Source organism: Streptomyces sp. NPDC042259 (genome assembly GCF_055582085.1).
This window is the reverse complement of sequence record NZ_JBVJDW010000004.1, coordinates 628,848-651,327: the sequence shown is the minus strand read 5'-3', so window position 1 is coordinate 651,327 and position 22,480 is coordinate 628,848. Positions and strand designations below refer to the sequence as shown.

The window sequence follows — 22,480 nt, the reverse complement described above, 5'->3', positions numbered from 1 at the left end:
CCCGCTCCTGGCGGACGGCCGGATGGCCTCACCCGCGGGGTCCGCACGGTGGTCCGCCGGACCCGCGACGTCCCCCTGGCCGGCCCGGCCCGGTGCCCCCGAGCGCGGGGCCGGCGGGCCCTGGCCGGCCGGTGCGCGCCTGCGCCCCGTGCCGGGGGCGGCCGGTGCCGCGGCCTCCTGTGCGGCCCGGGGGGTGCGTGCGCTGTGTTTACCCACGGGGCGGGGCGCTCCGTTCAGACGTGTTCGCGGTGTCCGCGAGGAGTTCGCGGAAGGCACGGGCCACCGCGTCCGGATCCTCCATCATGGCGACGTGGCCCGCGTCCAGCAGCGTCAGGAGCCGCGAGTCGCGGAAAGCCTTGGCCGCGCGGTGTGCCATGCGGTAGGAGACGAGCAGGTCGCGTGTTCCGTACACGAGCAGCGTAGGGGCAAGGACCTTCTCCGCCTGCCGCCACAGCGAATGCTGGCCACCGAGGGTGTACGCGTCGACGATGCCGCGGGCCGAGCGCGCCATGACGTCCCAGAAGTAGGGCAGCGCGAGTCGGCGCTCGTACTCCGCGACGGCCAGGGCGAAACCTTCCGGCGACACCCGCGCGGGGTCGCCGTAACAGAGCGCCAGCACCTCGCGGGTGCGCCGCTCGGGCGTCCAGTCCTTGGTCATGCGGGCGAAGAGCGAGACGACGCCCGGCACCGCGAGCAGCCCGGTCGGCACGGCCGTGCGCTGCGGGCGGAGCTCGGGCAGGGCGGGCGAGACGAGGGTGAGGGTGCGGACGAGGTCCGGCCGGACGGCGGCGACGCGGGTGGCGACGGCGCCGCCCATCGAATTGCCGATCAGGTGGACCGGGCCGCGGTCGGCCGCGTCGAGATGGCGGATGACCACGCGTGCGTGCCCGGTGATGGAGTAGTCGCCGTTGTCCGGCGGGGGCGATTCCCCGAAGCCCGGCAGGTCCAGCGCCTCGCCGTCGACCGTGTCCGCGAGCCGCTCCATGAGCGCGGACCAGTTCTGCGAGGAACCACCGAGTCCGTGGACGAAGAGCGCGGGCGCCAGCCCCGGCCGCGCGGCGGGCCGGGAGCGCACGGCCAGCGTGGCCCCGGCCAGGGACACCGTGCGCACTTCCTCGCCCTCGCTGACCTGCGAGGACCGCGTGGGTGGCACCACGGGTACGGCGCGGGCGTCCGGCGACTGGGTCGATGACATGCGGGCAATGTTACGAGACGATCACGCCCGGCCCCCTGTGGCGGCCGTCACAGATCGTCTGGCGGTCGGCTGCCGCCTCTCCTAGGCTCGTAACCGCAAGGCCGCGCGGGGCCCGTTTCGGCACGGGACGGCGGCCGGGGACAGCACGGGCAGCACACACGGGACAGCGCGAACGACAAGGCTCGATCAGGCAGACCGGGAAAGAGGCGCCGTATGACCATCGACCCGTCCGACCCCGCGACGTTCGAGGACGACGAGGACGTCACGGAATTCGATGTCGAGGCACCGGAGGCCGACGCCGCGGAGCAACGCGCGGACCTCGCCCCCCGCCGGGACGAGTCGCCACCGCCCTCCGGACCCGACTCCGCCAACGAGGCGGACCTCCTGGAACAGGCCCGGATCGTGGAGGAGGACGAGGACGACTACCGGTGACCGCGACCGCGGTCCCGCCGGGTAACCCGGGGTCACCTGAGGTGACCTGCACCGATTGTCGGCTATTTGTCGGCTTCCGACAGCGTCCGCTCCGTGAAATTCTCCGCTCCGACCACGCACGGCCCGGTTACCCAAAAGTACGATGGCGGGCGCGGTGCACACCGTGCACGGAACAATCATGGGAGGCGGCGTGACAGCCATCGAGCAGACCGAGGCGCGCCCGCGAGGCACGCGCCTGCCGCGCCGAGCCCGACGCAATCAGCTCCTGGGCGCGGCCCAGGAGGTCTTCGTGGCGCAGGGGTACCACGCGGCGGCGATGGACGACATCGCCGAGCGCGCCGGCGTCAGCAAGCCGGTGCTGTACCAGCACTTCCCCGGCAAGCTGGACCTCTACCTCGCCCTGCTGGACCAGCACTGCGAGGCCCTGCTGCACGCGGTGCGCACCGCACTGGCCTCCACCTCGGACAACAAACTGCGCGTGGCGGCCACCATGGACGCCTACTTCGCGTACGTGGAGGACGAGGGCGGGGCCTTCCGGCTCGTCTTCGAGTCGGACCTGACCAACGAGCCGGCCGTGCGCGAGCGGGTCGACAAGGTCTCCCTGGAGTGCGCGACGGCCATCAGCGAGGTCATCGCGGAGGACACCGGGCTGTCGAAGGACGAGGCCATGCTGCTGGCCGTGGGCCTCGGCGGCGTCTCCCAGGTCGTCGCCCGCTACTGGCTCTCCAGCGAGAGCGCGGTCCCGCGCGAGACGGCCGTCCAGCTGCTGACCTCGCTGGCGTGGCGCGGCATCGCGGGCTTCCCGAAGAACGCCCCGGAACTCTGAGGCGGGACTCCGGGACGGCCCCGGCCGGTCTTCGGCGATTCGCCCTGTTCGCTGCGAGCGAGCGGAGACCGGCTCGGCTCGTGGCCGTACCGGGCTAGTGTGTGGCAGGTACGGCGCGGCTGACCGCGCACCCCTCCCCCGGGCTCCGGCACGGGGGAACCCACATCTTCGGAGGGACATAAGCCGTGGAGGTCAAGATCGGCGTGCAGCACGCACCCCGCGAGATCGTTCTGGAGAGCGGGCAGTCTGCCGAAGAGGTCGAGCGCCTGGTCGCCGACGCCCTCGGCGGCAAGACGCCGCTGCTGAGCCTGGTGGACGACCACGGCCGCAAGGTCCTGGTGCCCTCTGAGCGACTGGCGTACGTGGAGCTCGGCGAGCCGACCGTCCGCAGGGTCGGTTTCAGCACGCTCTGAGTCCGCAGTCGGACGGCAGTGACGAACGGCGGGGCCCCGGTGCGGAATTCACCGGGGCCCCGCCGTTCGTCGTACCCGCCGCGACACCCGTCGTCGTACGCGCCGTCGCACCCGGCCCGGCGTCCGGGGCGAGGATTGCCACGGACGGGCATGGGGTAAGACCGCTACGACCGATTTGCACCTGCTCCTCGGCCCCGCACGGGAGGGAAGTGACCATGATCCTCTGGGAAGCGCTCGGCTCGGTCCTCATCGGCCTCGCCGTCTCCTACGGAGCCCTGCGCTGGCTGCCCAGCCGTTACGGGCAGTTCCGGTCCCGGCTCCTGGCGCTGTCCACCGGACCGGTCTCCGCGCTCTTCGGTGCCCTGCTGACCCACTCGGTCCTCGGGTCCGGCCACGCGGTGGCCACCCTGGTCGCCTCCCTCTGCGTGGCCGTCGCCCTGCAGTCCCTGCTGCTGCGCCCGGCGGGCCGGGCGCCCCGCCGATCAGCCACCGCTTGAAGCGAGCGCGCCCGGATTCCCGCGCCCCGGCCGGCACCCGTGCGCCGGGGGAGCGCGCCGCCGCCAGGGCGTGCGCGCCACGTCCCACCCGGCCCGCGACGCCTGGCACGGACGCACCAAACGCACCGGGCCACGCCCTCCGGGCGTACGGCGCTACGTTCCCGACACGACCTAGGCGGCCAGGCCGAGCGCGGCCATCCGCTTGGTGTGCGCCTCGGTGATGCGGGAGAACATCTTTCCGACCTCCGCGAGGTCGAAGCCGTCGGCCACCCCGCCGACCAGCATCGTGGAGAGCGAGTCGCGCTCGGCGACCACGCGCTGCGCCTGCGAGAGCGCCTCGCCCATGAGCCGCCGGGCCCACAGCGCCAGCCGGCCGCCGACCCGGGGCTCGGCCTCGATCGCGGCCCGGACCTTCTCCACCGCGAAGGTCGCGTGACCGGTGTCGTCCAGCACGGTCAGCACCAGGGCGCGGGTGTCGGAGTCCAGCCGGGCCGCCACCTCGCGGTAGAAGTCGCTGGCGATCGAGTCGCCGACGTACGCCTTGACCAGGCCCTCCAGCCAGTCCGAGGGCGCCGTCTGGCGGTGGAACTCGTCCAGCGCCGCCGCGAAGGGCTGCATCGCGCCGGTCGGCTCCACGTCGATCGCGGCGAGCCGGTCGCGCAGCCGCTGGAAGTGCTGGAACTCGGCGGCGGCCATCTTGGCCAGCTCGGCCTTGTCGTCGAGCGTCGGCGCCAGCTTGGCGTCCTCCGCGAGCCGCTCGAAGGCGGCCAGCTCGCCGTAGGCGAGGGCGCCCAGCAGGTCCACGACCGCGGCGCGGTACTGCGGGGCGGCGGAGGCCTGGGCCCAGTCCTGGGCGGCGATTCCGGTCAGTGCTTCTTCGTCGGCGGGCTCGTTGGCCTTGTCGGGCGTCTCCATGGAAGGCACCCTAGCCCGCTCCGCTACAGGGGGAAGGCCCTGGTCAGCCACTTCATCCCCATCCGTCCGAAGGATTGTCCGGACACACATGCGCGTTTCCGGGGTACAGTGGTAATGCGCCTGCCGAGTATTCGGTGGGCTGTTCCAATGCTGTGTCCTCTGGAGACGTCACTCACCGGTCCCCGGAGTTCCAGCGGATGCCCGGTCGGTGGCCCGATCGGCTTCCACAAAACCGACCGCCCTCCGCGCGGTGCGTGCGAGACGTACGCACATCTGGAGGGATCCGCTCGCGGCACGAGAGCTCGAGCGAAGGCAGTGGTCCCGCGCTTTCCGGCTTCCCCAGGCCGGGCAGTACCCCGGCGCGGTACGTACGACCCCCTTCGCCGCCTCACGCCGCGTCTCACAGAAGAGGCAATCCGCTGACATCTCAGCCCACTTTCCGAGACCTCGGGATTCTCCCCGAAATCGCCGAAGCCCTCGAAGCCGTCGGCATCGTGCACCCCTTCCCGATCCAGGAGATGACGCTCCCGGTGGCCCTGTCGGGCTCCGACGTCATCGGCCAGGCCAAGACCGGCACCGGCAAGACGCTGGGCTTCGGCCTGCCCCTGCTGGAGCGCGTCATCGTGCCCGCCGACATCGAGTCGGGCCGGGCCAAGCCCGAGCAGCTGACCGACGCCCCGCAGGCCCTCGTGGTCGTCCCCACCCGCGAGCTGTGCCAGCAGGTCACCAACGACCTCCTCACCGCCGGCAAGGTCCGCAATGTGCGGGTCCTGGCGATCTACGGCGGCCGGGCCTACGAGCCGCAGGTCGAGGCGCTGAAGAAGGGCGTCGACGTGATCGTCGGCACCCCCGGCCGGCTGCTCGACCTGGCCGGCCAGCGCAAGCTCGACCTCTCGCACGTGAAGGCCCTCGTCCTGGACGAGGCCGACGAGATGCTCGACCTGGGCTTCCTGCCCGACGTCGAGCGGATCATCACGATGCTGCCGGCCAAGCGCCAGACGATGCTGTTCTCGGCGACCATGCCGGGCGCGGTCATCAACCTCGCGCGCCGCTACATGTCGCAGCCCACGCACATCCGCGCCACCGCGCCGGACGACGAGGGCCAGACCGTCGCCAACATCACGCAGCACGTCTTCCGCGCCCACAACATGGACAAGCCGGAGATGGTCTCGCGCATCCTCCAGTCGGACGGCCGCGCGCTCGCGATGATCTTCTGCCGGACGAAGCGGACGGCGGCGGACATCGCCGACCAGCTCGCCCGCCGCGGCTTCGCCTCCGGCGCGGTCCACGGCGACCTCGGCCAGGGCGCCCGCGAGCAGGCGCTGCGCGCCTTCCGCAACGGCAAGGTCGACGTCCTGGTCTGCACCGACGTCGCGGCCCGCGGCATCGACGTCGACAACGTCACCCACGTGATCAACTACCAGACGCCCGAGGACGAGAAGACCTACCTGCACCGCATCGGCCGCACCGGCCGCGCGGGCAAGTCGGGTACGGCGATCACCCTGGTCGACTGGGACGACATCCCGCGCTGGAAGCTGATCAACAAGGCGCTCGACCTGCCGTTCGACGAGCCGGAGGAGACGTACTCCACCTCCCCGCACCTCTACGAGCTGCTGGGCATTCCGGCCGGCACCAAGGGCATCCTGCCGCGTTCCGAGCGGACCCGTGCCGGGCTCGCGGCCGAGGAGATCGAGGACCTCGGCGAGACCGGTGGCCGCGGTCGCGGCCGGGGTCCGAAGCAGGCGTCCGCGCCGGTGGCCGAGGAGCGCCCGGAGCGTACCCGCACGCCCCGTCAGCGTCGTCGCACCCGCGGTGGCTCGGACCCGGTCGCCGAGGCGGCCGCCCCGGCGCCGACCGGGACCGCTGTGGAGCAGTCCGCTCCGGAGACGCCCGCGAAGCCGCGCCGTCGCCGTCGCACCCGTAACGGCTCCGGCTCCCCGGCCGCCGTCGCGCCCGTGACGAGCGAGGCGCCGGCCACCGACGCCCCGGCCGCCAAGGCACCGGCGCCGGAGCAGCAGCCCGACCGTCAGCAGCGCCGTCGCCGTACGCGTGGCAGCCGGCCGCAGGGCGCCCTCGCGCCGCTGGCGCCGCTGGAGGCCGTGCGGAAGGCCCCCGAGCCCGACTTCCAGACGGTCCAGACCGTTGTCGCGGCGGCCGCCACCTCGGTCATTCCGGCTCAGGCCACCGAGGCGCTCCCCGTCGCCCCGAAGCGGACCCGGGCCCGTAAGGCCGTCGTGGCCGCGCCCGAGGCCGACTTCCAGACGGTCGCCCCGGCCCCGGCCGTAGAGGCCGCCCCGGCCAAGCCGGTCCGTCGCACCCGGGCGAAGAAGGCCGCCGCCCCGGTCGAGACCGCCGCCGTCGTCGAGACTCCTGTGGCCGAGGAGGTCGCCGAGGCCAAGCCGAAGCGCACCCGCGCCAAGAAGGCCGTCGCCGCCGAGCCCGTCCTGGAGACGGCCCCGGTCGCCGAGGCTGCCGAGGCCGCCCCGGTCAAGCCGAAGCGCACCCGCGCGAAGAAGGCCGAGGCCGCGGTGGAGACCGTCGCCGCCCCGGCCGCGGAGGTGGCCGAGGTCGCGGAGGCCGCCCCGGTCAAGCCGAAGCGCACCCGCGCCACGAAGGCCGTCGCCCCGGTCGAGACCGCCGCCGTCACCGAGGCCCCCGTGGCCGAGGAGGCCGCCGAGGCCAAGCCGAAGCGCACCCGCGCGAAGAAGGCCGTCGCCCCGGCCGCCGACGCCGTCGCCGAGACGGTCGAAGCCACCGAGGCCAAGCCCAAGCGCACGCGGGCCAAGAAGGCCGTCGCCGCCGAGGCCGAGGCCGCCGAGCCGGCTGCCGAGGCCAAGCCGAAGCGCACTCGCACCACGAAGGCCGCCGCCGCGAAGGCCGAAGCCGTGGTCGACACGGCCGAGGCCGCCGAGGCCAAGCCCAAGCGCACCCGCGCCAAGAAGGCCGTCGCCCCGGCCGCCGACGCCGTCGCCGAGACGGCCGAAGCCACCGAGGCCAAGCCCAAGCGCACCCGCGCCAAGAAGGCCGTCGCCGCCGAGCCCGAGGCCGCCCCGGCCGCCGAGGCGAAGCCGAAGCGCACCCGCGCCGCGAAGCCCGCGGCCGAGGTGACGGACGAGGCCCCGGCCAAGCCGAAGCGCACGCGCACCACCAAGCCCAAGGTCACCACCGAAGGCTGACGCACCACCACCGACGGCCGGTCACCCCACGCGGGGTGACCGGCCGTTGGTGTACCCGGGGCCGGGGCCGTATCGGGGTCAGGCCGCGAAGCCCCCGTCCACGGCGACGGACGCGCCCGTGATGTACGCCCCCGACGGGCCCGCCAAGTGGGCGATCGTGTCGGCTATCTCCTCGGGCCGGCCGTAGCGGCCCACCGCGGTCAGGGCGGCCTGGGTGGCGGCGGACGGACCGTCTGCCGGATTCATATCGGTGTCGACGGGGCCGGGGTGCACGATGTTGGCCGTGATGCCCCGGGGCCCGAGTTCCCGGGCGAGAGCCTTGGTCAGGCCGGTGAGGGCCGCCTTGCTCATCGCGTACAGCGACGCTCCGGGGAAGGCGACCCGTTCGGCCATGCAACTGCCGACCGTCACGATCCGCCCGCCCTCGCCCAGGTGCGCGACCGCGGCCTGGGCCGTCAGGAAGGAGCCCCGGACGTTGACCGCGAGGATGTGGTCGACGTCCGCCGGGCTCATCTCCCCGATCGGACCCACCGCCCCGGCACCGGCGTTGTTGACCAGGATGTCCAGCCGTCCGAACTCCGCGACGACCCGCTCCACCGCTTCCCGCGCCGCCGCCCCGTCGGCCGCGTCGGCCCGCACGGCCGTGGCCCGGCGGCCCAGGGCCGTGATCGTGGCGACGAGTTCCGCCGCCCGCTCCGCGCTGTGCTGGTAGGTGAACGCCACATCCGCGCCGTCCCGCGCGAGCCGGAGTGCGACGGCCGCGCCGATCCCCCGGCTGCCGCCGGTCACGAGGGCCACCTTGCCGTCGAGCGCCCGTGCCGTGTGCGCCGTGTCTGCCGTGTTCACTGCGTTCTCCGATGATTCGACTTTCAAGGACATAACCCGATCGTCGTCGTCGCGAGCCCGCGGTTCCGGCGGCCATCGGACGTCGCGTTAGCCTCGTGCCATGAGCCGTCCGCCCTTCCTCACCCTCCCCGCGTGTGCACGCGCGTACCGCCTGGCCACCTCGCGCGGGGAGTTCGCCGTGCACGACGCGCGCCCGGCCTCGCGCCCGCGCGGCACGGTGTTGCTCGTACCGGGCTTCACCGGTGGCAAGGAGGACTTCATCGCCCTGCTGGAGCCCCTCGCGGCCGCCGGGTACCGGGCGGTGGCCGTCGACGGCCGGGGGCAGCACGAGAGCGACGGTCCGCGCGAGGAGGGCGCGTACGAGCAGGGCGAACTGGCCCTGGACGTGCTCGCGCAGGCGGCCGCGCTGGGCGGTGACGTCCATCTGCTCGGACACTCCCTGGGCGGGCTGATCACCCGCGCCGCCGTGCTCGCGGACGCGTCGCCGTTCCGCTCGCTCACCGTCATGAGCTGTGGCCCCGCCGCGATCTCCGCGGTGCAGCAGGACCGGACCCGGATGCTGATCCACGCCCTGACCACGCTGGACATGGAGGCCGTCTGGCAGGAGATGCGGCGGGTGGACGCGGAGAACGGCCCCGCCGAGGACGCGTCGCCGGAGCTGGACGCCTTTCTGCACCGGCGCTGGATGGGCACGGCCCCGCAGCAACTCATCGTCACCGGGCGCCAGTTGATCAGCGAGCCGGACCGCACGTCGGAGCTGGCGGAAGTGGCGCTGCCCAAGCACGTGGTCTCCGGGGCGCTGGACTATGCCTGGCCGGTGCCGTCGATCGACGCGATGGCCAAGGAACTGTCGGCGGTGCGCACGGTCGTCCAGGGCGCGGGCCACTCCCCCAACGCCGAACGCCCGGCCGCCACGGCTGAAGCTCTCATCCGCTTCTGGGGCACCGCGGACTGAACGCGGTGCCGCCGCGGGCGCGCCGTCATTGCGCTGTCATTGCCGCCTGCGGCGGCCAGCGCCCTGCGGGCGCGTCCTCAAGCGCCGGACGGGCTTGAAACCAAGCCCGTCCGGCGCTTGAGGACAGAGCCCAGCAGCCCGTCCGGCGCTTGAGGGCACCGCCGCGCAGCGGTGGTGCGGGCCCCGCCCTAGCACTCGGCCTGCGCCGTCACCGTGAAGAGACCGCCCTCCGGGTCCCGCAGCGTCGCCTCGCGGCCCACCGACGAGCGGCCGGGCTCGGCGGCGACCGTTCCGCCGGCGGCGAGGGCCGCCTCCACGGCCTTCTCGACGTCGTCGACGCAGAAGTAGACGTGCCAGCGCGGCCGGACCCGGGGATCGGGGGCCGCCTCGACGCCGCCGCCGCGCAGACAGGCCACCGTCTGCTCGCCTGCCAGCACCATGACCGCCTCGTCCTCGTAGCGGACCTCGATCCGGCCCGGCCGGTCCGTGGCCCATTCGAAGACCTCGCCGTAGAACATGGCGGCGGCGAAGGCGTCCCGGGTGCGCAGTTCCAGCCAGGCCGGGGCGCTGCCGCTGCCGATGTGCCAGCCGGGCAGGAGCGTGCCCTCCCAGAATCCGAACACGGCCCCCGCCGGATCCGCCGCCAGCGCCGCGCGGCCGCGCCCGACGGCGATCGGCCCGACCGCGACCGTCGCACCGCGCTCACGGATCCGCGCCGCCACCACATCGGCGTCGTCGACGGCGAAGTAGGAGGTCCAGGAGACGGGGACGCCCATGGACTTGGCGACGTTGCCGAGACCGGCGACCGGCTTCCCGTCCGCGAGCGCCACGGAGAAGTCCTCGCCCAGGGAGCCGGGCCGGAAGGTCCAGCCCATCACCGCACTGTAGAAGTCCTGTGCCGCGCTGAGGTTGCTGGTCAGCAGGCTCACCCAGCAGGGCGCCCCGCGCCCCGCACGGTCGGAGGCCGACATGGCCGATCGCCTCGTTTCTCTTCCGCACTTCGCCGACGGTCGGGGCCGGCCGCGACGTCCGCGACCACCCCTTGGTCAGGGTTACCCCTTGTCAGGGTTCCACTCGTGTCCCCCGCGCGCATTCCGGCACGCGCGGGCGCGCCCGGTGATGTCGCCGGGCAGTGGGCCCTACGTACGACCGTACGACGCCCGCCCGGCGGCCGTCGTTCAGTACTGGGTGCGCAGATGGTCCCAGAAGCCGTCCCGCAGCGCCCGGCGCAGATCCGCGTGGCCGCGCAGTGACAGGCCGAGCAGCGCCTCCGCCTCCACCAGCAGCTCCTGGTCGACGGAGCCGGGCAGATAGGGGTGGCCGGGCAGCAGCTCGGCGAGCGTGGCCCGGCCGCGCGAGCCGAGCCACTGGGCGGCGACCCGGGCGCCGACGAACCGCACGTCGTCGCGGGTGGGGGCGGGGCCCTGGTGGACGGGGGCGTCGCCGAAGGGCTCGTAGACGGCGCGGCGGGTCACGTACGGCTTGCAGAAGTCGAGGTCGAAGGTGCGCTGGCTGTCGACCTCCCACAGGAGCGGCTCGGCCTGGTTGCGGCCGCCGGCGGCCTCGATGCCCCAGAGGTGGACGCGCGCCCCGTAGCCCTGTGCGGCCTCGACGGCCGAGACGAGGTCCTCGTCGCCGCCGATGAGCGCCGCGTCGCTGATGGCGCGGTGCCGGGCGAGGGATTCGAGGTCGGTGCGGATGAGGGAGTCGACGCCCTTCTGCTGGTTGTTGGCGTTGAGGTTGCCGAGCCGGACCTTCACGTCGGGGAGTTCGGCGATGCTCTGCTGTTCGGTGGTGTGGATCCGGCGGCGGGCGCCGTCGTACCAGTAGACCCGCAGCAGCCGGCTGTCGGGGAAGATCGTGCGGGCCCGGTCGATGAAGGCCTCGATGAGTCCTTCCGCGTCGAGATCGAAGGTGCGCCGGTCCTCGGTGCCGGTGACGAGCCGCCCCGCGGCGGCGTAGACGTACCCGGCGTCCACGAAGATCGCGTGGGTCGAGGGGGTCGTCGCGACCTCGGCCAGCACCCGGGTGAGCAGCTCGTTCGTGCGCTCGACGCCGGCGGCGATCGTGGCGAGGTCCAGGGGGCCGGGGTGCTCTTGGGGGCCGGTGCGGCCCTGCGTGTCATTCATACACATCTCATTGTCGCGTCTCATGCTCGCGGCGGTCACCCAGCGGACACAATCCATCACGCTACCGACCGGTAATTAGTTAAGTTAAAAATTTCCTTAGCGTAGGGAATGTTTGCAGGCACCACCTCGTTGGACACGTATGGAACGCGCCGCACTGTAGCCGCGCGCGTCACTATTCACTGAAGTTCTCCTCAGGAGGATCAGACGAAGGGAGAAGCCTTGCGCTTCGAAATCATGCGCCTGGACGACGTCGACGGCTCCGCCGTGGACAGCACCGTCGTGGACGCCGCCTCCGTCAACCGGATCGTGCAGCAGGCCGCTCAGATCGGCCAGCGCATCTATATCCGCCCGGCCGCCACCGCGGTCCGGTAACGCCTTACGTTCGGCAACGGCCGACGCCCCCGTACGCTCGATCGTACGGGGGCGTTTCGTATGCCCGGGTCGTGCCTCCGGGGCAGTCCGGCCGGGCCTCAGGTGCCGTGGATGACCTGGGTGATGCCGTTGATGATCTGCTGCACGGCGAGCGCGGAGAGCATCATGCCCGCGAGCCGCGTCACGAGCACCACGCCGCCGTCCTTGATGACCCGGATGATCAGCAGCGAGTAACGCATCACGAGCCAGAGCACGAGGTGCATCGCGGCGATCGCGGTCCACACCGACACCTGCGCGGCGAAACCGTCCGCGTGCTGCACCGCGAGGATCACCGAGACGATCGCACCGGGGCCGGCGAGCAGCGGCATGCCCAGCGGCACGAGCGCGACGTTGACGTCCTTGGTCTGCGTCGGCTCCTCCGACTTGCCCGTCAGCAGGTCCAGGGCGATGAGCAGCAGGAGCAGACCACCGGCGATCATCAGCGCGGGCGTCGTGATGTGCAGATAGTCCAGGATCTGCTGGCCGCAGATGCCGAACACGGCGATGACGCAGAAGGCGACCGCCGCCGCCTGCCAGGCCATCTTCTTCTGGATCTTGGCGGGACGGCCGGAGGTGAGGGCGAGGAAGATCGGCGTGATGCCGGGCGGATCCATGATCACGAAAAGCGTGAGGAAGAGGGATCCGAAGACAGCGATGTCGAACACAGTGAGGGCCTTGCGGGAGTGGTGCGAGCGGGGAGGTGGGGAGCGCGCGGGAGCGCGGATGCCGAGGGCGTAGGGGTGGGTACGGGCATACGGACACGTCGTCCGTGGCGGAGCCCGCGAAGGCGGAGGGCGGCCGTGGGAGCCGGCGGAACCCGGGGTGGGTCAGCCGCCCGCGCCGGGAACGGGGAACGCGCCCGTCGCGCGGCGCGTGATCTCGCCGTAGATCTCCGGGTCGGTCGTGTACTCGCCGAGCCGGCAGGTCTTGCGGCTGCCGTGGTAGTCGCTGGAACCGGTGGTCAGCAGACCGAGGTCGGCGGCCAGGCCGCGCAGCCGGGCGCGGGTGGGCTCGTCGTGGTCCATGTGGTCGATCTCGATGCCGTCCAGGCCGGCCGAGGCCAGGGCGGCTATCGCGCTCTCCGACACGCACCGGCCGCGCCGGGCGGCCAGCGGGTGCGCGAGGACGGTGACCCCGCCGGCGGCCTTGACCAGCCGGATGGCGTCGAAGGGGTCGAGTTCGTGCTTGTCGACGTAGGCACGGCCGTCGTTGGCCAGCCAGTCGGAGGTGAAGGCGTCGGAGACGGTGTCGATCACGCCGAGTTCGACCATGGCGCTGGCCACGTGCGGCCGCCCCACGGCCCCGCCGGCGGCCAGCTCCGCCACCCGCTCCCAGGTGACCGGCACGCCCAGCTCACGGAGCTTGGCGACCATGCCGCGCGCGCGGGGCACCCGGTCGTCGCGCACCAGCTCGCGCTCGCGGGCCAGCTCCGGCTCCAGCGGGTCGAAGAGGTAGGCCAGCATGTGCAGGCCGACGGCGGCCTCCCCGGACGGGGAGGGGGCCAGTCGGCAGGAGAGTTCGGCGCCGGTGACCAGGGTCAGCCCCGCGGGGAGGGCCGCGATGGCCTCCGCGTGTCCGCCGACCCCGTCGTGGTCGGTCAGCGCGACGACGTCCAGCCCGGCGGCGGCCGCGTTGCGGACCAGCTCGGCGGGGGTGTCCGTACCGTCCGAGGCCGTGGAGTGGGTGTGCAGATCGATGCGCACGACACGGCTCCCCACGGCAAGCGGTATGGACAGGACCGGTTCAGGATAGCCGTCGTTTGAATACGGCCTGAATACGACCGGGTCCGGCCCGGTCAAGGATCATGCGTGATCGCTTACGGCCATCTGACGCCCGCACGCACGTCAGGGTCACCCCGCCGGACGGCTCGGCGCGGGCGGCACGGACAGCCCGGACGGCCGGGACAGCGCGGACGGCACGGGTCTCATTGGGGGCCCGGGGTCAGGATGCGCGGCGAGAGCGCGCCGCACGGCAGCAGGTCGACCTCCGCGCCCGCGTCGCGCAGATCCGTGAGCACCAGCTCGTCGTACATCAGCAGCCCCGAGCGCTCCGGCCAGACGACGGCCCACAGCCACAGCCCGCGCGCCTCGCCCGCGAACACGGCCCGGTCGTGCGGCGCGCCCTCGACGTGCCAGAGGGGGGTGGGACGGCCGGCGGCGTGCACCTTGGAGTCCGGCGGCCGGTCCACGCACATATGGGGGCCGGGATCCGGGCCGTCGATGCCCGCGTACCGCGCGCCGAGGCCGACGCCCAGCTCCTCGGCGACGAGCAGCAGCTCACCGGGGCCGCCCAGCGGCCCGGGCCCGGAACAGGCCACGGCGGTGGCCCGCCCGCCGCTGCGGTCGTCACCCGCGCAGGCCACGCCGGTGAAGAGCCAGCCCACCGGCAGGGGCCAGGGCATCCACACCGGCACCCGGGCCCGGTTGACCACGACGGCCAGCGCTTCGACGCTCGGCGGGACGACGGGCTGCAAGGGGTGCACAGCTCCGTGCACGCCGCACTGCCAGGAGTCGGCGAAGAGACCGGGCGCCCGCACCCGGCCACCGCACTTCGGGCAACTGGGTTCGCCCCTCATAGGGTCCAACGGTCCTCCGCGGTCGGCCCCGCGTCAAGGACGATCACCCGTCCGGGCGGAGTCATGGCGGATTCATCCCGGTGCCCGGTCGCTCCGGCCCCGTCCGCGTCACATCCGGCACGGCGGCGGGGCACGGAAGCCGCCGCGCGCCCCACGGCGGCCGCGGTCAGTCCAGCGGGACCCCGGCGCGCAGCGGATCACGCAGATCCGTGCCGTGCCGCAGCCAGCGCTCCTCCAGGGCCGACGCGCCCTGGACCCGCTTCCACGCCGCCTCGTTGGGCGTCATCGGCAGCAGGGGGAGGAAGCGGACCGGTTCCCTGGGCTCGTCCAGCTCCAGATCCTCGACCAGGCCTCCGGACCCGGCGACGAGCACGGAGGTGAAGGGCGCCCCCGGCCACAGCGGCTCACCGGTGTCCAGCGAGGCGCCCGGCGCCACGATGACGCCCTCCACCTGCGGGGACGCGGCGAGCACGGCCAGCGGACGCAGCACCTTGTCGGTGTCGGCCCGGCCTTTGTGGACGGTGAGGAGCAGCTCGGCGCGGGGGCCGCGCAGCGGATCGACGAGGGTGGCCGTGGGATCGGCCATCGGCTGGGCGGACATCCCGAGGGTGGCATAGCGGACGACCTCGCCGCCGCCGTCGGAAGCGGTGAAGCGGAGGACCTCGATGCGGTCCGTGCCCAGGAAGGTGACCGCGGCGCGTGCGTCCGGCTCGCCCAGGGCCGTACGCAGCCGGGCCTCGACCAGTGCGAGAACGTCTGACATGCAGCGAGCATAGAACGCGTATCGAACGGGCAAAGGCGGGGTCCGGCGTGTCACACGGCTGCTAGCCTTGACCTCTGGTCAGGGAATTACGTTCGTCCCTCAGCGGGGACCGGCCGGAGGAGGTGGGGCTGCGGTGGATCCTAGTCGACCGTGCAGTACCGACAGTTCTCCCGTCCCTCCGCTCCGGACGCGCCCTGTGTGACCCAAGAGCCTTCCGAGACCCGGCCGCCGTATCGGCCGTCCCGGCCCCGGAAGTCCTTTCGCGCCCGCAGTACTTGACGGAAGAGCGCCTTCGTCTCGCTTTGTTCCGTGTTCTCTGCGAAGTTCTCTGCGAACTGCCGTCAGCCTCCACGCCCCGCACGAAGCGCAGCCCGATTCGCGGACGTATCCCCCTGCCCAGGCACCCACGTCCACGTTCCCGGCCGCGTTGCGCCCGCGTCCGTGGCTGACGGCCGGCCCGTGAAGGAGCCAGCCATGTCGATGATCCGTGACCTGCGTGCAGCCGTCCGCCCCGCCCTCCGCCGGGGGGACACCCCGTACACCTACGACACGACCCGGGACCCTTCCACCAGCAGCGCCGTGGTCGACTGCGCCGTCTACCGCGACGGCAAGCGGGCGAGCGCCCACGTCAGCCCGGCGGAGGCCATGCGGCGGGTACGGGCCGAGGGGGGCTTCGCGTGGATCGGGCTGCACGAGCCGACCGAGCGTGAGTTCTCCGGCATCGCCCGGGAGTTCGGCCTGCACCCGCTCGCCGTCGAGGACGCGATCCACGCCCACCAGCGGCCGAAGCTGGAGCGCTACGACGACACGCTCTTCACCGTCTTCAAGACCATCCACTACGTGGAGCACGCCGAACTCACCGCGACCAGCGAGGTGGTGGAGACCGGTGAGGTGATGTGCTTCACCGGCGGGGACTTCATCATCACCGTCCGGCACGGCGGCCAGGGCTCACTGCGCGCGCTGCGCCACCGCCTCCAGGACGACCCGGTACTGCTCGGCAAGGGCCCCTCGGCCGTTCTGCACGCGATCGCCGACCAGGTGGTCGACGGCTACATCGCGGTCGCCGACGCGGTGCAGGACGACATCGACGAGGTCGAGATCGACGTCTTCTCCGCGCCCAGCAAGGGCACTTCGCGCGGTGGCGACGCGGGCCGGATCTACCAGCTCAAGCGTGAGGTGCTGGAGTTCAAGCGGGCGGTCACCCCGCTGATGCGGCCGATGCAGCTGCTGAGCGAGCGGCCGATGCGGCTGGTGGAACCGGACATCCAGAAGTACTTCCGCGACGTCGCGGACCACCTCGCGCGCGTGCACGAGCAGGTCGTCTCCTTCGACGACCTGCTCAACTCGATCCTCCAGGCCAACCTGGCCCAGGCGTCGGTCGCGCAGAACGAGGACATGCGCAAGATCACCTCGTGGGCCGCGATCTTCGCCGTGCCGACGATGATCGCGGGGATCTACGGCATGAACTTCGACCACATGCCGGAGCTGAAGTGGAAGTACGGCTACCCGACGGTCATGGTCGTCACGGTCACGATCTGCGTGGCCATCCACCGGGGCTTCAAGCGGAACGGGTGGCTGTAGCGGGCGGGCAGGACGATGTCCTCACTCGCGGACGGGCCCGGATCGAGCCCGCTGGGGTCCCCCAGCGGTAACCGGGGAGGGTGAGGACGCCCCCGCGGGGTGCCCGTGGGCCCGGCACGCGAAAGCCCGGGCCCACGAACGGTCCGGCTACTTCAGGGCGGAGTCGACGGTGCTCGAGGCACCGGCGGTCGCGGACTGGGCCGCGGAGTTGACGGTGTCCTTGGCCGAGGTGAGCGGGCCGGGCTCCGGGGCGGGGGCCGGCGGCGGGGTCTGCGAGGCCGGGGGCGCCTCGGGCGAGGAGGAGCCGCCCTTGGCGTCGTACTGGTAGGTGTCGGTCACCTTGTGCTCCTTGGTGATCTTCCCCGGCGCGGGGGAAACGATCGCCACCGGCAGCGGCCCCAGGCCGCGGCCACGGTCGTGGTCGTCGGCCATCGCGGCCGACGCCTGACCGAAGACCATGGCGGACGCGGCGACAGCCACCACGGCGGCGGCCAGGCGGGTACGTGCAGCGAACATCAACTACTCCTCTTGAAGAGCGGGCCGGGAAGAGTCGCCGGACAAAGGCGGCCGGCCCGTTGACGGGAAGGTCAGCGCCTCCACGGTCGTCACGCGGCCGGGGGCGAAGAGCGCCGCCGGGGGACGCCCGGTGGTGAGCACCAGTTCCTACGGGCCGCCGAGCAGACCGGTCAAATCATGCGATCAGCAGGCCGGAAATGGTGTCGAACGTGCGGTGTGAGCAGGCAAGCGGTATCGACTGACGACCCATCAGTTCGGCTCGCGGGCCGGTCGGACGTCACCTGTCACCGGAATTCGGCGTACCGAAAGGGTGAAACCGGTGCCACCGTGCAACCAACAGGCGACCTGGCGGCACACCCGTCCCCTACGGGGTGACGCGGTCCATCGGAAAATGGTCATCACACCGAACGAGGGACGTACCGCGCCGCACGGCGGTGCTCAGACGCCGACCGGGCCGGGGTCGGCCGGACCGGCGTCGGCCGGCTTCCGGGTGCGGTCCGCCATGATCACCAGGGCGAGACCGGCCATGATCACCGCGAGCGCCGGGTAGGCCGCGACCGACGGCAGCTGCCCCAGCCAGACGGCCGCGATCAGGGCCGCGCCCGGCGTCTCCAACAGGATCGCCGTCGAGGTGACGGACGGGCCGAGGCCCTTGACGACCCGGTTGATCAGGGAGTGCCCGAGCAACTGGGCGCAGACCGTCAGCACGGCCAGCTTGAGCCACGTCGCACCGCTGTAGCCGCCCAGGGCGGAGCCCGAGAGCAGACAGGTACCGAGCAGCAGCACGGTCGTCGTGGCGTAGCAGACGTAGGTGTAGGCGAGGGTGCCCACCGTGCGGCGCACCTCGGCGCCCAGCAGCACGTACCCCGCCGCCGCCATGCCGCCCACGAGGGCCAGGGCGTCCCCGGCGAGGGCGCGCGGGGAGAGGGACAGATCCACACCGGTGAGGATCACGACGCCGAGGAAGGCGAGGGCGGTGCCCGCCCAGACGAGGGCCGGCGGGCGATGACCGCGCAGCCGCAGCAGCAGCGTCGTCCAGATCGGGGTGGTGGTGACCAGCGCGGTCGAGGAGGCGACCGAGGTCATGTGCAGGCTCGGCAGCCACACCGCGAAGTGCACGGCGAGCAGTGCCCCCGCGGCGACGGCCAGCAGCAGCGCGCGCCGGCCCATGCCGAACAGCTCCGCGCGGTGCCGGAACAGGGCGAAGGGGGTGAGCGCGCCGACGGCCATGGCGTTGCGCCAGAACGCGACGGCGAGTGCGGGGGCCGCGGTGGCGGCGATGAGCGGGGCGGAGAGCGAGACGCCGGCGATGGCTGTCGCGAGCAGCATCAGATCCGTACGCGTCCCCGGGCGAGCGCCTTCGTCTCGCCCCTCGGGGCGGTGCGCACCGGTGGATATCGCGGGGGACGGGGCGCTACGGGGGGCACGGGCAGCTCTCACGCCTCCCAGCGTATGTGCTGCGCTTCGCCGCCCCGGTGGAGGGCCGGGGCCGCCGCATAAGGTAAGCGCATGACGCTGACGCAGGCCCTGATCGAAGAGGCCACCAAGAAGTCCGGTCTCATCTGGGTGGAAGGCCCCGCCGGGCCCAGTCGTGCGCTGTGGCATGTGTGGCACGAGGGGGCCGTGCATCTGGTGGGCGGGCCCGGTGAGCAGCCGTTGACGGGCCTCGCGCTCGAGGACGGCGGGGTGGCGACCGTGACCGTGCGCAGCAAGGACAAGGGCGGTCGGCTCGTCATGTGGAGCGGGCGGGTCACTGTGCTGGAGCCCCGGGGCGAGGCATGGACCGGGGCCGTGGCCGAGCTGAAGGGCAAGCGGCTCAACGCGCCGGACGCCGAGCAGATCGAGGAGCGCTGGGCCCGCGACTGCCGGGTGCTGCGGATCGATCCGAGCGGGGTGACGGGCGAACTGCCCGACGGGTCACTGGCCGCACGCCCGCTGCCCACGTCGGCCACGACGCGGCGGCCGATGCCGGCGGCGTTGCCGCGGTTGCTTCGCAAGAAGCGGCGTTAGTCTCGGCCGGCCGGCGGCTCCTTCGGCCTCGCCTGGCCGACGGACCTTTTGCCTGCGGGCCGTCTTTGCCGCCTCTCGCCTGACCGGCGGTTCTTCGGTCGCGGCCCGTCTTGCCGCCTGCGGCGGCGGGCGCCCTGCGGGCGCGTCCTCAATCGCCGGACGGGCTGGTTTTGGCTGAGGTCAGCAATATCAAGCCCGTCCGGCGATTGAGGACACCCCACAGCAAGCCCGTCCGGCGATTGAGGACACCCCACAGCAAGCCCGTCCGGCGGTTGAGGACAGAACACACCAGCCCGTCCGGCAAGGACACCGGCTAGGCCGTGCGCGGAATCTGCTTTCCGTAGTCGACCATCTGTTTCTTCTCCGGCACGGTCAGGGCGAAGTCCTGTCCCCAGTCGCCGAGTTCCAGCTGACCCGCGCCGCCGGCGCGCTGGACGCGCAGGGGGTACGGGGTGCCCTTGAGGGAGACGTCGAGCTGGCCGCCGTTGCCCGCGCCGCCGCTGATGCGGATCGTTTGGACGCCGCCGACGGTACCGTGCTCGCCGCGGGCGAGCTTGCCGTGCAGGCCGAGGAGGCCGTCGAGGAGCACGTCCTTGTCCGTGAAGCCCTTGAACTGCTGGTAGGAGGGGTCCCCGGTCGGGACCTTCACGTACTTGTCGTCGAGTTTGGTGGCCGCGGCCGCCGCGTCGCCCTTCGCGGACGGCTTCGCGGCGGTGGCTCCGGGGGTGCTCCGGCCGCCCTGGCCCGGGACGGCGTCGTGCGACCAGAACGCCGCGTTCGCCTTCAGGAACAGCGCGTCGCCCACCCGCAGCAGCTCGAAGGTGCTGCCGTTGGAGGAGACCCGGCCCATGCCGCCGTCCTTCTTCAGCCGCATGTCGAGCTTGTACGTACGGCCCTGGCTGACGACGTTGCCGGAGAGGTGGACCGCCGCGGCGCCACGGGCGGCCGCGCGGGCCTTGGTCTGGATCGCCGGGGCCTCGAGCTTGCCGACACCGTTGGTCCCCTTGTCGGGATCCTCGGGGGTGCCGCCGCCGCAGGCCGTGAGGGCCGTGGCCAGGACGGCGCACACCGCCCCCACGAGGGCCGCGTTCCGGGTTCGCACCTTGGCTCTTGCCTCCTGTTACCGATGGGAGTACGGCAGCGTACCCGCGCCGCCCGGAGCGTACGCGGGGAGACCGTACGGGCGCACCCTCGCGGCGGGGCGCAGCCGGTCACGTTAGCCTGAATCGCAGATCGGCCGGTGACCGGCCGGGGAACGGCCAGGGGACAGGAGGTTCGCGGCATGGCGGCAGGCGCCCCTCGGGTCTTCGTCTCGCACCTCTCGGGCGTGGCCGTCTTCGACCCCAACGGCGACCAGGTGGGCCGGGTGCGCGACCTGGTGGCGATGCTGCGGGTCGGCGGCCGCCCGCCGCGGGTCCTCGGGCTGGTCGTGGAGGTCGTCAGCCGCCGGCGGATCTTTCTGCCCATGACCCGGGTGACCGGGGTGGAGTCCGGCCAGGTCATCACCACGGGCGTGGTGAACATGCGGCGCTTCGAGCAGCGGCCGACCGAGCGGCTGATCCTCGGCGAGCTGCTGGACCGGCGGGTGCGGCTGGCCGACGCGGACCCGAAGGACGCGGAGGTCACGGTCCTCGACGTGTCGATCACCCAGCTGCCGGCCCGCCGCGACTGGGAGATCGACAAGGTCTTCGTACGGCGCGGCAAGGGCGGGGCGCTGCGCCGCAAGGGAGAGACACTGACCGTCGAGTGGTCGGCCGTCACCGGCTTCTCCATGGAGGAGCAGGGGCAGGGCGCGGAGAACCTCCTGGCGACCTTCGAGCGGCTGCGCCCGGCCGACCTCGCCAACGTGCTGCACCATCTGTCGCCCAAGCGGCGCGCGGAGGTGGCGGCGGCGCTGGACGACGACCGGCTGGCGGACGTGCTGGAGGAGCTGCCGGAGGACGACCAGATCGAGATCCTCGGCAAGCTGAAGGAGGAGCGCGCCGCCGACGTCCTGGAGGCGATGGACCCCGACGACGCGGCCGACCTGCTCTCGGAGCTGCCCGAGGACGAGATGGAGCGGCTGCTGACGCTGATGCAGCCGGGCGACGCCGCCGACGTCCGGCGGCTGCTGGCGTACGAGGAGCGGACGGCCGGCGGGCTGATGACCACCGAACCGATCGTGCTGCGCCCGGACGCCACCGTCGCCGACGCGCTGGCCCGGGTGCGCAACCCCGACCTCTCCCCCGCTCTCGCCGCGCAGGTCTACGTCTGCCGGCCACCGGACGAGACGCCGACGGGCAAGTACCTGGGCACCGTGCACTTCCAGCGGCTGCTGCGCGATCCGCCGTTCACGCTCGTCGGCTCGATCGCCGACACCGATCTGCGGCCGCTGCCGCCGGAGACCCCGCTGCCGGCCGTCACCAGCTATCTGGCGACGTACAACATGGTCGCCGCTCCCGTCGTGGACGAGAGCGGTTCGCTGCTGGGCGCGGTGACCGTCGACGACGTCCTGGACCATCTGCTGCCGGAGGACTGGCGGGAGACCGAGCTGCACCACGGCGCGCTGGACATGAGCGACCTGCGGGAGACCGTCGATGGGCACTGACCGCGGCCGCGACTTCGGGCTCACCCCGCGCGGGGAGCGCGGCGAAGCCGGGGACCGGGCCAGGGACCGGGCCCGGAGCCGGGCCAAGGAGCGCACGAAGGAACGGACCAAGGCGCAGTCCGCCGCCCCGCAGCGGGTGCGGCTGGACCAGCCCCGGACCAAGCGGCGCAGCTGGCTGCCGGCGTACGACCCGGAGGCCTTCGGCCACGCCTCGGAGCGGATCGCGCGGTTCCTGGGCACGGGCCGCTTCATCGTGTGGATGACGGTCGTCATCGTGCTGTGGGTGGTGTGGAACTCGACCGCGCCGGCGCATCTGCGGTGGGACACGTATCCGTTCATCTTCCTGACCCTGATGCTGTCGCTCCAGGCCTCGTACGCGGCGCCGCTGATCCTGCTGGCGCAGAACCGGCAGGACGACCGGGACCGGGTCAATCTGGAGCAGGACCGCAAGCAGAACGAGCGGTCCATCGCGGACACCGAGTATCTGACGCGGGAGATCGCGGCGCTGCGGATGGGGCTCGGCGAGGTCGCGACGCGGGACTGGATCCGCTCGGAGTTCCAGGAACTGGTGAAGGAACTGGAACAGCGGCGGATATTCCCGGAAGAGAGTGAGGAACGCGACCGCTGACGGCCCTTTCCGCGGCCCTGGTCGG

The 22,480-nt window shown here is 72.7% G+C and carries 23 protein-coding genes; 11 read left to right on the top strand and 12 right to left on the bottom strand.

The features are described from left to right. Nucleotides 1-208 precede the first annotated feature (208 nt). Entirely contained in the window at nucleotides 209-1,195 is a 987-nt protein-coding gene (locus tag ACZ6MA_RS15190; RefSeq protein WP_469433957.1) for an alpha/beta fold hydrolase, read from the bottom strand. Between the two features lie 213 nt (nucleotides 1,196-1,408). On the opposite strand from ACZ6MA_RS15190, the gene ACZ6MA_RS15185 reads away from it, so the two are divergent. The 4 genes from ACZ6MA_RS15185 (at nucleotide 1,409) to ACZ6MA_RS15170 (ending at nucleotide 3,363) form a co-directional block, all read left to right on the top strand. Continuing rightward, on the top strand, nucleotides 1,409-1,627 hold the full coding sequence (locus ACZ6MA_RS15185; RefSeq protein WP_469433956.1) for a hypothetical protein: 219 nt from the start codon (nucleotides 1,409-1,411) through the stop codon (nucleotides 1,625-1,627). A gap of 190 nt (nucleotides 1,628-1,817) precedes the next feature. Then, nucleotides 1,818-2,453 carry a TetR/AcrR family transcriptional regulator gene (locus tag ACZ6MA_RS15180; RefSeq protein WP_469139258.1) on the top strand — a complete coding sequence of 212 codons (636 nt, stop codon included), beginning with the start codon at nucleotides 1,818-1,820 and terminating at the stop codon, nucleotides 2,451-2,453. Nucleotides 2,454-2,638: 185 nt separating this feature from the next. Next, nucleotides 2,639-2,866: a DUF3107 domain-containing protein gene (locus ACZ6MA_RS15175; protein ID WP_469139257.1), complete on the top strand. Its 228-nt coding sequence runs from the start codon at nucleotides 2,639-2,641 to the stop codon at nucleotides 2,864-2,866. Nucleotides 2,867-3,081: 215 nt separating this feature from the next. Next, entirely contained in the window at nucleotides 3,082-3,363 is a 282-nt protein-coding gene (locus ACZ6MA_RS15170; protein ID WP_469433953.1) for a hypothetical protein, read from the top strand. Nucleotides 3,364-3,534: 171 nt separating this feature from the next. Here ACZ6MA_RS15170 and ACZ6MA_RS15165 read toward each other — a convergent pair whose 3' ends face one another. Beyond that, nucleotides 3,535-4,278, bottom strand: coding sequence for a ferritin-like fold-containing protein (locus ACZ6MA_RS15165; RefSeq protein WP_469433952.1), 744 nt, complete (start codon nucleotides 4,276-4,278; stop codon nucleotides 3,535-3,537). Between the two features lie 518 nt (nucleotides 4,279-4,796). Here ACZ6MA_RS15165 and ACZ6MA_RS15160 point away from each other — a divergent pair. After that, a complete protein-coding gene (locus ACZ6MA_RS15160) occupies nucleotides 4,797-7,454 on the top strand; it encodes a DEAD/DEAH box helicase (RefSeq protein ID WP_469434127.1) in 2,658 nt (885 codons plus the stop codon). A gap of 78 nt (nucleotides 7,455-7,532) precedes the next feature. Here the strand turns inward: ACZ6MA_RS15160 and ACZ6MA_RS15155 are convergent, their stop codons facing one another. Continuing rightward, on the bottom strand, nucleotides 7,533-8,300 hold the full coding sequence (locus ACZ6MA_RS15155; protein ID WP_469433951.1) for an SDR family oxidoreductase: 768 nt from the start codon (nucleotides 8,298-8,300) through the stop codon (nucleotides 7,533-7,535). Nucleotides 8,301-8,400: 100 nt separating this feature from the next. Between ACZ6MA_RS15155 and ACZ6MA_RS15150 the strand changes: the two genes are divergently transcribed. Next, complete coding sequence (locus ACZ6MA_RS15150; RefSeq protein WP_469433949.1) at nucleotides 8,401-9,255, top strand: alpha/beta fold hydrolase; 855 nt, start codon at nucleotides 8,401-8,403, stop codon at nucleotides 9,253-9,255. A 188-nt stretch (nucleotides 9,256-9,443) separates the two neighbouring features. On the opposite strand, the gene ACZ6MA_RS15145 is transcribed toward ACZ6MA_RS15150, so the two are convergent. Together ACZ6MA_RS15145 and ACZ6MA_RS15140 are read right to left on the bottom strand one after the other, a co-directional pair. Beyond that, a complete protein-coding gene (locus tag ACZ6MA_RS15145; protein ID WP_469433947.1) occupies nucleotides 9,444-10,226 on the bottom strand; it encodes a VOC family protein in 783 nt (260 codons plus the stop codon). Between the two features lie 207 nt (nucleotides 10,227-10,433). Next, a complete protein-coding gene (locus ACZ6MA_RS15140; RefSeq protein ID WP_469433946.1) occupies nucleotides 10,434-11,384 on the bottom strand; it encodes an NYN domain-containing protein in 951 nt (316 codons plus the stop codon). Between the two features lie 219 nt (nucleotides 11,385-11,603). Between ACZ6MA_RS15140 and ACZ6MA_RS15135 the strand changes: the two genes are divergently transcribed. Next, a complete protein-coding gene (locus tag ACZ6MA_RS15135) occupies nucleotides 11,604-11,756 on the top strand; it encodes a hypothetical protein (protein WP_469433945.1) in 153 nt (50 codons plus the stop codon). A gap of 98 nt (nucleotides 11,757-11,854) precedes the next feature. On the opposite strand, the gene ACZ6MA_RS15130 is transcribed toward ACZ6MA_RS15135, so the two are convergent. The 4 genes from ACZ6MA_RS15130 to ACZ6MA_RS15115 form a co-directional block, all read right to left on the bottom strand. After that, nucleotides 11,855-12,460, bottom strand: coding sequence for a MarC family protein (locus ACZ6MA_RS15130; RefSeq protein ID WP_469433943.1), 606 nt, complete (start codon nucleotides 12,458-12,460; stop codon nucleotides 11,855-11,857). Between the two features lie 162 nt (nucleotides 12,461-12,622). Then, nucleotides 12,623-13,498: a PHP domain-containing protein gene (locus ACZ6MA_RS15125; protein ID WP_469433941.1), complete on the bottom strand. Its 876-nt coding sequence runs from the start codon at nucleotides 13,496-13,498 to the stop codon at nucleotides 12,623-12,625. Nucleotides 13,499-13,719: 221 nt separating this feature from the next. After that, a complete protein-coding gene (locus ACZ6MA_RS15120) occupies nucleotides 13,720-14,370 on the bottom strand; it encodes a DUF6758 family protein (RefSeq protein WP_469433939.1) in 651 nt (216 codons plus the stop codon). A gap of 166 nt (nucleotides 14,371-14,536) precedes the next feature. Then, nucleotides 14,537-15,133 (bottom strand): suppressor of fused domain protein, encoded by a 597-nt coding sequence (locus ACZ6MA_RS15115; protein WP_469433938.1) that lies wholly within the window; start codon nucleotides 15,131-15,133, stop codon nucleotides 14,537-14,539. A 474-nt stretch (nucleotides 15,134-15,607) separates the two neighbouring features. Here ACZ6MA_RS15115 and ACZ6MA_RS15110 point away from each other — a divergent pair, with 474 nt between their 5' ends. After that, on the top strand, nucleotides 15,608-16,714 hold the full coding sequence (locus ACZ6MA_RS15110) for a magnesium and cobalt transport protein CorA (protein WP_469433936.1): 1,107 nt from the start codon (nucleotides 15,608-15,610) through the stop codon (nucleotides 16,712-16,714). Between the two features lie 147 nt (nucleotides 16,715-16,861). Here the strand turns inward: ACZ6MA_RS15110 and ACZ6MA_RS15105 are convergent, their stop codons facing one another. Both ACZ6MA_RS15105 and ACZ6MA_RS15100 read right to left on the bottom strand, forming a co-directional pair. Beyond that, entirely contained in the window at nucleotides 16,862-17,230 is a 369-nt protein-coding gene (locus tag ACZ6MA_RS15105) for a hypothetical protein (protein ID WP_469433934.1), read from the bottom strand. 438 nt (nucleotides 17,231-17,668) lie between these two features. Next, complete coding sequence (locus ACZ6MA_RS15100; RefSeq protein ID WP_469433932.1) at nucleotides 17,669-18,559, bottom strand: DMT family transporter; 891 nt, start codon at nucleotides 18,557-18,559, stop codon at nucleotides 17,669-17,671. Between the two features lie 180 nt (nucleotides 18,560-18,739). Here ACZ6MA_RS15100 and ACZ6MA_RS15095 point away from each other — a divergent pair, with 180 nt between their 5' ends. Next, entirely contained in the window at nucleotides 18,740-19,240 is a 501-nt protein-coding gene (locus ACZ6MA_RS15095) for a hypothetical protein (RefSeq protein ID WP_469433930.1), read from the top strand. Between the two features lie 313 nt (nucleotides 19,241-19,553). Here the strand turns inward: ACZ6MA_RS15095 and ACZ6MA_RS15090 are convergent, their stop codons facing one another. After that, nucleotides 19,554-20,342 carry a hypothetical protein gene (locus ACZ6MA_RS15090; protein WP_469433928.1) on the bottom strand — a complete coding sequence of 263 codons (789 nt, stop codon included), beginning with the start codon at nucleotides 20,340-20,342 and terminating at the stop codon, nucleotides 19,554-19,556. Between the two features lie 180 nt (nucleotides 20,343-20,522). On the opposite strand from ACZ6MA_RS15090, the gene ACZ6MA_RS15085 reads away from it, so the two are divergent. Next, nucleotides 20,523-21,827: a magnesium transporter MgtE N-terminal domain-containing protein gene (locus ACZ6MA_RS15085; protein WP_469433927.1), complete on the top strand. Its 1,305-nt coding sequence runs from the start codon at nucleotides 20,523-20,525 to the stop codon at nucleotides 21,825-21,827. Further along, complete coding sequence (locus tag ACZ6MA_RS15080) at nucleotides 21,817-22,455, top strand: DUF1003 domain-containing protein (RefSeq protein ID WP_469433925.1); 639 nt, start codon at nucleotides 21,817-21,819, stop codon at nucleotides 22,453-22,455. Before ACZ6MA_RS15085 ends, ACZ6MA_RS15080 begins: the two co-directional genes overlap by 11 nt. The last annotated feature ends 25 nt before the right edge of the window (nucleotides 22,456-22,480 follow it).

Coding starts and splice junctions, on each gene's coding strand:
- ACZ6MA_RS15190 (WP_469433957.1), bottom strand. CDS start 1,195: ATGTCATCGACCCAGTCGCCGGACGCCCGCGCCGTACCCGTGGTGCCA.
- ACZ6MA_RS15185 (WP_469433956.1), top strand. CDS start 1,409: ATGACCATCGACCCGTCCGACCCCGCGACGTTCGAGGACGACGAGGAC.
- ACZ6MA_RS15170 (WP_469433953.1), top strand. CDS start 3,082: ATGATCCTCTGGGAAGCGCTCGGCTCGGTCCTCATCGGCCTCGCCGTC.
- ACZ6MA_RS15165 (WP_469433952.1), bottom strand. CDS start 4,278: ATGGAGACGCCCGACAAGGCCAACGAGCCCGCCGACGAAGAAGCACTG.
- ACZ6MA_RS15160 (WP_469434127.1), top strand. CDS start 4,797: ATGACGCTCCCGGTGGCCCTGTCGGGCTCCGACGTCATCGGCCAGGCC.
- ACZ6MA_RS15150 (WP_469433949.1), top strand. CDS start 8,401: ATGAGCCGTCCGCCCTTCCTCACCCTCCCCGCGTGTGCACGCGCGTAC.
- ACZ6MA_RS15145 (WP_469433947.1), bottom strand. CDS start 10,226: ATGTCGGCCTCCGACCGTGCGGGGCGCGGGGCGCCCTGCTGGGTGAGC.
- ACZ6MA_RS15140 (WP_469433946.1), bottom strand. CDS start 11,384: ATGAATGACACGCAGGGCCGCACCGGCCCCCAAGAGCACCCCGGCCCC.
- ACZ6MA_RS15120 (WP_469433939.1), bottom strand. CDS start 14,370: ATGAGGGGCGAACCCAGTTGCCCGAAGTGCGGTGGCCGGGTGCGGGCG.
- ACZ6MA_RS15115 (WP_469433938.1), bottom strand. CDS start 15,133: ATGTCAGACGTTCTCGCACTGGTCGAGGCCCGGCTGCGTACGGCCCTG.
- ACZ6MA_RS15110 (WP_469433936.1), top strand. CDS start 15,608: ATGTCGATGATCCGTGACCTGCGTGCAGCCGTCCGCCCCGCCCTCCGC.
- ACZ6MA_RS15105 (WP_469433934.1), bottom strand. CDS start 17,230: ATGTTCGCTGCACGTACCCGCCTGGCCGCCGCCGTGGTGGCTGTCGCC.
- ACZ6MA_RS15100 (WP_469433932.1), bottom strand. CDS start 18,559: ATGCTGCTCGCGACAGCCATCGCCGGCGTCTCGCTCTCCGCCCCGCTC.
- ACZ6MA_RS15095 (WP_469433930.1), top strand. CDS start 18,740: ATGACGCTGACGCAGGCCCTGATCGAAGAGGCCACCAAGAAGTCCGGT.
- ACZ6MA_RS15085 (WP_469433927.1), top strand. CDS start 20,523: ATGGCGGCAGGCGCCCCTCGGGTCTTCGTCTCGCACCTCTCGGGCGTG.
- ACZ6MA_RS15080 (WP_469433925.1), top strand. CDS start 21,817: ATGGGCACTGACCGCGGCCGCGACTTCGGGCTCACCCCGCGCGGGGAG.